This window comes from Xanthomarina sp., from assembly GCF_035306605.1.
Taxonomy (GTDB): Bacteria; Bacteroidota; Bacteroidia; order Flavobacteriales; family Flavobacteriaceae; genus Xanthomarina.
The window spans coordinates 1-8,298 of sequence record NZ_DATGNR010000039.1 but is presented as its reverse complement, the minus strand read 5'-3'; the positions used below and the strand labels follow the sequence as shown (position 1 = coordinate 8,298).

At 30.9% G+C, this 8,298-nt stretch carries 6 protein-coding genes; 1 reads left to right on the top strand and 5 read right to left on the bottom strand.

What is annotated here, in order from left to right:
- The 5 genes from asnB to VKY41_RS06000 form a co-directional block, all read right to left on the bottom strand.
- Positions 1 to 1,691 (bottom strand): asparagine synthase (glutamine-hydrolyzing) (asnB, locus tag VKY41_RS06020; protein WP_500813537.1); only part of this gene is annotated, 1,691 nt, incomplete at its 3' end.
- A gap of 4 nt (positions 1,692 to 1,695) precedes the next feature.
- Complete coding sequence (locus VKY41_RS06015) at positions 1,696 to 2,853, bottom strand: O-antigen ligase family protein (RefSeq protein ID WP_500813536.1); 1,158 nt, start codon at positions 2,851 to 2,853, stop codon at positions 1,696 to 1,698.
- A gap of 42 nt (positions 2,854 to 2,895) precedes the next feature.
- Entirely contained in the window at positions 2,896 to 3,852 is a 957-nt protein-coding gene (locus VKY41_RS06010; protein ID WP_500813535.1) for a glycosyltransferase family 2 protein, read from the bottom strand.
- An 85-nt stretch (positions 3,853 to 3,937) separates the two neighbouring features.
- Positions 3,938 to 5,269, bottom strand: coding sequence for a murein biosynthesis integral membrane protein MurJ (murJ, locus tag VKY41_RS06005; RefSeq protein ID WP_500813534.1), 1,332 nt, complete (start codon positions 5,267 to 5,269; stop codon positions 3,938 to 3,940).
- A 19-nt stretch (positions 5,270 to 5,288) separates the two neighbouring features.
- Entirely contained in the window at positions 5,289 to 6,380 is a 1,092-nt protein-coding gene (locus VKY41_RS06000) for a glycosyltransferase family 4 protein (protein ID WP_500813533.1), read from the bottom strand.
- A gap of 430 nt (positions 6,381 to 6,810) precedes the next feature.
- On the opposite strand from VKY41_RS06000, the gene VKY41_RS05995 reads away from it, so the two are divergent.
- Positions 6,811 to 8,298 (top strand): T9SS type A sorting domain-containing protein (locus VKY41_RS05995; protein ID WP_500813532.1); only part of this gene is annotated, 1,488 nt, incomplete at its 3' end.

The following is an 8,298-nucleotide window of genomic DNA, read 5'->3' as shown; positions in this document are numbered from 1 at the left end:
TCCTCGCTTAATTCTGAAAGCACAAAGTCCCTTAAATCTGTCCTAAACCAGTGTGATAGTGGAATTCCAAAACCTGACTTAGGTCTATCAAAAATTTCCTTTGGCACGTATTGATATAGTACTTCTTTTAAAATTCGTTTTTGGTTTTTTCCTTTAAATTTAAATGAAGTAGGTAAGGATCTAGCAAATTCAACAACCCTATAATCTAGAAGAGGAGATCTTGCCTCTAAAGAAAACGCCATAGTGGCTCTGTCTACTTTGGTATTGATGTCCCAAATAAGATAGGATTTCAAATCAAAATCGGAAATACGTTCGAATAAATTTTTCTTCTTATGGTTGATGTATTTTAGTTCTTCTAAATCGTAAAAATTTACATCGCTTTTTATCCATGAAGCATCAAGTTGACTCATGGATGCTAAATAGACATCATTCGTGTTTTTATAGGTAATGGCTTTTGCAATTATTTTTAACCTGTAATTAGATGAAAGATTTAAAATTTTTCCACAAAACTTTCTAAAAAATAAAGGTAACATGTTTATTCTTTGTCCTTTTTTAATCCAATTATATCTGTGGTATCCTATAAAACTTTCGTCGCCGGCATCACCAGAAAGGGCTACAGTTACTTTTTCTCGTGTATATTTTGCAAGTAGCATAGAGGGTATAGCTGAGGAATCAGAAAAAGGTTCATCATAATAATGACAAATGTTTTTTATTAGTTCTTTGCCTTCTTCATAATTACATTCAATAACATGATGATCAGTTTTTAAATGGTCTGCTACTTGTTGTGCATAAACACTTTCATCAAAACCTTCTTCTCTAAATTTTACAGAAAAAGTTTTTACTTTACTATTAGTGCTTTTTGTAGCTAAAGCGGCTACAAGAGAAGAGTCAACACCACCTGATAGAAAAATGCCTACAGGGACGTCGGCAAACAATCTGATTTTAACAGCATCTTTTAGAGTGTGGTCTAATTTATTTACAGCGTCATCAAAAGTTCCTTTAAATTTATTTTCACCTTTGTAATCAATATCCCAATAAGTCTTCTCTTTGAATTCGCCTGTATCTAAATTAAAAATAAAAGAATGTCCTGCACGAAGCTTTTTTATTTCGTTGAAAATAGAGTATGGGTCAGGGATTACTCCCCAAGCAAAGTATAATGATATTGACTTTTTCGAAATAGTAAGGTTGGAATGGTGCATTTGAATACTTGAAATTTGACTAGCAAATTCAAACTCTTTTCCATTGTGATAATAATGAAAAGGTTTTTGTCCTAATCGATCTCTTGCACCAAAAAACAAATTCTTTATTTCATCGTAAATCACAAAAGCAAACATGCCATTAAAGTGATCCACACATGCTTCCCCATACTCTAAGTACGCCGCGCAAATTACTTCAGTATCACTTGTTGTGCGAAACTCGTAGCCTTTTTGTTTTAGGGTGTTTTTAATATCCATAAAATTATAAATTTCACCATTAAAAACTAAATGAATATGATCTTGATAAGTGAAGGGCTGATTTGAACGTTCATCTAAATCTATAATAGCTAAACGGTTGTGTCCAAATGTAACTTGATTTTCTTTTCCAAAATGATCAAATTTCAATTTGTCGGGGCCTCTAAAATTTGTTCGTTCAAGTTTTTCTTGAATTTGAGTTTTGTTATAAGAAATTGTTGTTCCGTAAATTCCGCACATAGTTTTAAGGATTTAAAATGTTGTTGGGTTTAAATTCTTCTTCCTCCTCAATCTGATCGAAAGAATAAGGTGATTTTTTAACTCTTTGATAAAGCCAAACAGAAGTAAATAAGACAAAATAATTGTCAAAATAATTATGAGATACTAAAAGATAAGTAGTCAAAACAGCTGCTATACAAGCATATTCTGGATTTGACTTTAAATGTTTAACACTCCTTATAATTAGTGATATATATATAAGAATAAACAGTAAAAAGGTAATTATTCCGGATTCTCCAATAGCCATTAAGTACGTGTTGTGTACGCCTACATTTACCTTTACGTTACTGTAGTTACTAATTTGTTCGCCGTGTAAAGCTTTATAGCCTATTCCTGATACTGGGTTTTTTAAAATAACATCTTTATAAAGTGCCCAAGTTTCACTTCTTGAACCTTCTGAAATAGTTCTTGTTTCAATTTCTTCATTGCCAAAAACACTTTTAAATGCGACAAACCTAGTAGTGTTGAGATTAAACAGACTCGATAGGGTCAATACCACAACAATACCAATAGTTCCAGTAATTAAACCTAGGCTATTTTTTTTATGGGATATAACCGCAATTAAATTAACTAGAATAAGTATTAAAATAAAATACCTGGAAAGTGTCATGATTCCGGCTGTAACTAGTAACAATTGCAAGAATAACTTTAAAACAATATGTTCAACATAAAAAGTTAAGGAGAAAGCAATTAAGCAAACTAAACCTGCATCGTTAGGATTGATGTAAAACCCTCCATAACGCCCATATGGTGTAGAGAATATAACTGCATTGACTAAAACACTCATCGCGCCAATAAATGCAAATACGCTTAATTCGTTTGTGCTGGTGTCTTTTGTCAGGCTGCTTACCCCAAGGATGAAAATAAAATATTTTATAAAATCCATAAAATAATCTCTTAATACCCCACTATAGTTTAATCCTGAAATTAAAAAATAGACAAGCCCTAAAACAATGAAAACCAACGGTAATTTGGGTTTGGTGCTTAGAAAATAATAAACTAATAGGCAGCTAAATAATAAGGAGTTTAATAGACTTCCTACAGTAGTGCCAAAATAAGTTAAACCAAATGAGGATAACTTTAATAAAATAATGGAGAGTAAAAAGTATTTAAATATTTTCATGATTATAGCGAATTCAGTTTAAATAAACCGAGATGTTATGTACTACCTAACAAACATTTTTTTAAATGGCCAGCATATATTAATTATTAGTTTTATCATGTTTGAATCTATTGCCTTTATATAGTCTTGCCTTTTATATTTTAAAAAGTTTGCAGCTCTTAACAGTGCGTAAATTCTAAACAAAAACATTTTAGGGTTTTTCCAAAAATATTCTTCATGGAACCAATTAAGCATACTCATTGAAAAAATTATCATTCCCAAGGCATTCTTTCCTTGGTTTTCATTTGATGTACTGTTTTCTGTGTCTAAATAATAAATTCTTAAAACGTCGTTTGTGTACAAAATTTTATAATGATGCTTTGCTATTAAGTTCCATAAAACTCCTTCGGGAATATAACCTTGTGAAAATATTTCAGGGTTAATGGAAATCCCTCTTAAAATATCGGTTTTGGTAAATCCCCATTTTTCAGAAAGGTCTAAATCATTAAGTCTGTTTTTAAAAGAAGAACTAAATAGTGGTTGTTCTTTAAATTTTTCTCCAATAAGATTGTGGTTTTGATCCTTACATAAACTTGTAACCCCACTTATTTTAGAAAGTTTTTCTTTTGGAATACTTTGGTATCTCTTTAAAAAAACCTCTAAAGCATTTTCAACGCATTCGTCATCGGAATCCAAGGTTATGAAAAACTCACCTCTCGCCAACTTCACGGCTTGCATTAAACAAGCCATTTTATGACGGTTTTTAGCATTATTAATATAACGAATATTTAAGTTCGATTTATTTATTAGTTCTTGTATTACCTCGTGTGAATGATCTTCAGAACCATCATTAATTATCAAAAACTCAAAATCTGTGAAAGTTTGACTTTCCAAAGAGCTAAATACACGATTAACAGTTTTTGCTCGATTGAAAACAGGTGTAAAAACTGTGAATTTATAATCAAAATTAGATGATCTCGATAATGGCCTATAAAAAGGCTGCAACTCTTTTAAATTCATATTAAGTTAGTTCAGTCTACTTTTTTAAATAAGGTGAAAATTTGTATAACAATATACTGTTTTTAAATGCTTTTTATTCAGTAATTTACAACTTGTTTTGTTTTCTAGCATAACTATAAAGCACTAAACTTCTAACTATATATATGGTGGTTGTACAAAGCACAAGTCCGTAAATTCCGTACCAAATCATAAATAAATAATCTAAAAGAATGTTCAAAAGCATGCTTCCCAAGGAAACATAGGCCATAAAAGCATTTTTATTAAGACTGGTAAGGTATTGAACAACAATATTGTCGCAAATATAAAATGGGGCACCAATTAAAAGAACTACCTGTAGTTTAGAAACCAATAACGTGTTTTCTGGAGTGAACTCATTTCTTTCAAAAATTAAATGAATAATATGATCTGAAAACAAAATAATTGGAATAATAATTAACACTAAAGAGATAAATACAAATTTTAATACACGGTTTAATTGGTTTGCAGCTTCCTCCTTATTTTCTGTAATTAATTTTGAGAAATGCGGTAATAAAACCCTAGATAAAGCCAAAACCACAATAGCTGTAAAGAAAGCAGGAATTTTAAAAGAATAATTTAACGCCGCAATAGAACCTACAATAAGTTGTGCTGCAAAAAACTGATCGGTAATCGGAATTAATCCTGTTAAAAATCCCGAACTCACCTTGGCTGGTAACTGACTAAACATCAACTTTGTTCCTTCAGTTTTAAAGTTGGGCTTACTTATATGGATGATATTTTTAGATTTAGATACTATAACTAAAAACAAAAACTCTAATACAGAACCTACTAACATGCCTATGGCGAGGACTTTTTCTTGAAAAATATCTTTAAAAAACATTAAAAATATTAAAATAGAAATGGAGGTAAATACAGGGTAAATTGTAGAGTATTTAAATTCGTCGTAAATGTTTAGTAAGCCACTTAACAAAGAGGACAACCCCCAAAACAAGATACAGGGAAGTAAATAAAAGAATTGAACTTTGATTAGTTGATAATATGATTCTGTGTGGTTTGGAAAAAAAATGTCCAAAAAAGTATTTGTAAACAAAAAAGCCAAAACCATAAAAAATGCAGTAGTGGAAATAGTTATAATAAAACTTGTTGCTTGAAAAGAACTTATGGACCTATCTGTTTTTTGTTCCATAATATAATTTGGAATAAACACAGATTTAAAAGCACCCAAAAACACCTGATAAATAAAACCAGGAACTAAGGCCGCTATTAAAAACGTATCCAATAGTTCTGAAAGCCCAAAATTACTAGCTATTACAATTTCTTTATAAAAACCAAAGCCCTTAACCATTAAAGTTACCGTAGCAACGGCAACAATATTGACAACCGTAGGATTTTTTCTAAGGGAATGAAATAATGAGACGATATATTTATTAAATTTCAAGTGATTCTGTTTTAAACAATTAGTTGTTAGTTAGTTTATTAATTAACTCTGTCCATTCCTTAACAATGTTAATTGGATGATAGGCTAAAGTTGATTTTTGAGCTTTATCTCCAAGAGATTCCCTTAAACCTTTATTGGTCATTAACTTAGTTAAACTTTGTTCCAACATTTTTTGATTTCCTACCGGAATTAAAATTCCATTTATGTTGTTTTCAATTATTTCAGAAGGCCCGTGAGGACAATTAGTGGATATACACGCTATTCCAAAGGACATAGCTTCAAGAATAACATTTGGAAATCCTTCGTATTTAGAAGTGAAAGCGAATATTTTAGTTTTGTTATAATAAGTGGACACATCTGAAATATTTCCTACCAAAACAATTTGATTCTCCATTCCTAAAGAATAAATCAAGTCGTTATATTTATTGTAGTTAACCCCATCTCCAACTAATATTAATTGCCACTCAGGTTTTTTTATATTCGAAAATGCGCGTATTAACAAGTCTTGATTTTTAGGTTCGGCTAATCTGCCCACATTTAAAATAATGTTCTCCTTTAATTTAGAAGGATCTTTCTTTTTTAATATATCCAAATTTATTGGGTTGTTAATGACCCTAATTTCTGTTTTTACGTAAGGTTCAAAGTAATTTTTATTCGCTTCTGTTTGGACTACTAAACAATTGCTAAAAGGGTAAACCTTTTTTCTAACAAAGGCCCAAAACTTATTTAAAGTGCTATACTCAGGATTGGCACGTTCACTTATAATATTAGGAATTCTTAAAAATTTAGAGGCAACAATAGCATATATGTTTGTAACTGGTAGAAAACCGATAACAAGATCTATGTTCTTGGATTTTAAAATTTTAATTAAGTTTTTAGAAAGTTTATAATGGTTGGTAATGGATTGAAATATACTTGGGTTGGGATTATAGGTTTTAGAACAATAACATAAATTAACTTCTGGATTCAATTTGTAAAATGATTCCATTCTATATAATGATATTACTGTAACATTGAATTCCTTAACAAGTAAGTTGGCAAGAGTACAAACAACACGTTCAGCACCTCCAGCATTTAAATTCGGTAAAACAAAAGCAATAGATTTTTTCAAGGGACTAAGTGATTTTTGCTTAAATATTTGTGATTAGCTTTTTTTCTATCATAACTAAAAATATATATATTTTTAGTATAATGAGCTTTATACTTCATTAATTAGACGAAACAACCGTTTTACAATTTAAACTGCATGTTTGTAAATTATATTCTTAAATCTGTTGTTTATTAATTTACTGATAATCTGAGAGTTTCTTGTTTTATTAAAATCCAAAATAGAATTACTTGCGTATATACCTTTAATGTTCTTTAAAATGCATTTCGTAGACACATAAGTCGTTTAAAGTCAATTAAATACTACAAAATACACTTTAAGTAGATTTATTCTTACATATAAGGTGTATTTCATCGAATTTGTATTTATTTTGATAGTCTGTTGATTTGCATTTTAATAGTTTAGCAAAAAATTAATAGCAAAACCCTTAATTATGAAGCATTTGTATGTTGGTAAATTCTTACAACGTAAGAATTTCGAGAGAGTATTATTTTTAAATTTTTTATTTTTTAGTCTGATTATTTCAGCTCAGAATTACCCGGAAGCACTTCCGATTAGTTCAATTAATTATCAATCATACCAATCACCATCAGGTTCTGCTCCAGAATATTTGGAAGTAAGGACAAACGAGTTTGGTAATGAAATTATAAGAGTGAGTGATGCAGCTGCACTTGGTACTTCTGGTCAAAACTTAAGACATCATTACGCTAAAAACCAGCCTTGGAACTCCGATGGTAGTCTAATTAAATTAGCAGGATATCCTGCTGCGATTTTGGACGCAGAGACTTATGAGTTTTTATATTGGGCAAGTATTCCAAGTTCTGCAACTTGGTCTAACACAGACCCTAATATTATGTATGGTACAACAAGTAACAGATTACTTAAATTTAATGTTTTGTCCAATAGTAGTCAAACCGTTCATACCTTTAGTAATTATAGTACCATTCACTATGGATATAATGAAGGAAATATGTCTAACGATGATAGATATATAGGTCTTATAGGTAAAAATGGTGATGACCAGACCTTAATTGTTTATGATATTGAAAATGACAATATAGTTGGAACTCGTAATGTAGGTACAGCTGATTTCGATTGGTTCACAGTTAGCCCGTCAGGTACATATGCGGTTCTTAGTTTTGGTCCTGATGGTAGTGGTAATAATCAAGGTCTAAAAGTTATGGACTTAGATTTAACTAATCTTAGACACTTAAACAATTACACAACACATGCAGATATAGGAACAAATGCTGAAGGTGAAGATGTTTATGTGGCTTTTGGAGATCCAACTACAAGAAACAATGATTACTATTTAAAATCAGTGCGTCTAAGAGATGGAATGGTAACACCATTATTTCACTACACTCAAGGTACAGGCGTATGGGGAGGACATATAAGCACAAGAAATACAGATAGACCGGGATGGGCATACGTAACAGAAGGATGTTGTAGTAGTACAGTTGGATATAAAGAAGTTTTTGCTATTAAATTGGATGGTTCTGATTTAATTGAACGATACGCTCTGCACCATACAGATGAAAGTAGAGGATACAGACATCAAGCACATGGAGTTCCAAATAGAGATGGATCTGTGGTAATGTTTGCAAGTAACTGGAATAACGCGTTTTCAGGTGCACATCCTCCTTCATATATCGTACGTGCGCCAAATAACTCTTTAGGTGTTGATGAAGAAACTATAGCAACAAGCGATATTAAGGTATATCCAAACCCATCAAGAGATGGTTTGGTAAATATTAAACTAAATGGAAGTATAGCGGTGAAAGCGATTGAAGTTCACGATATGCTCGGAAGACTTATTAGAAAAGAAGAAATGAACTCTAACGAGAAAAGTTTGAATTTATCAACTTTACCAACAGGTGTATATTTGTTAACATTCCGTACTGATCAAAGTGGGTCTATT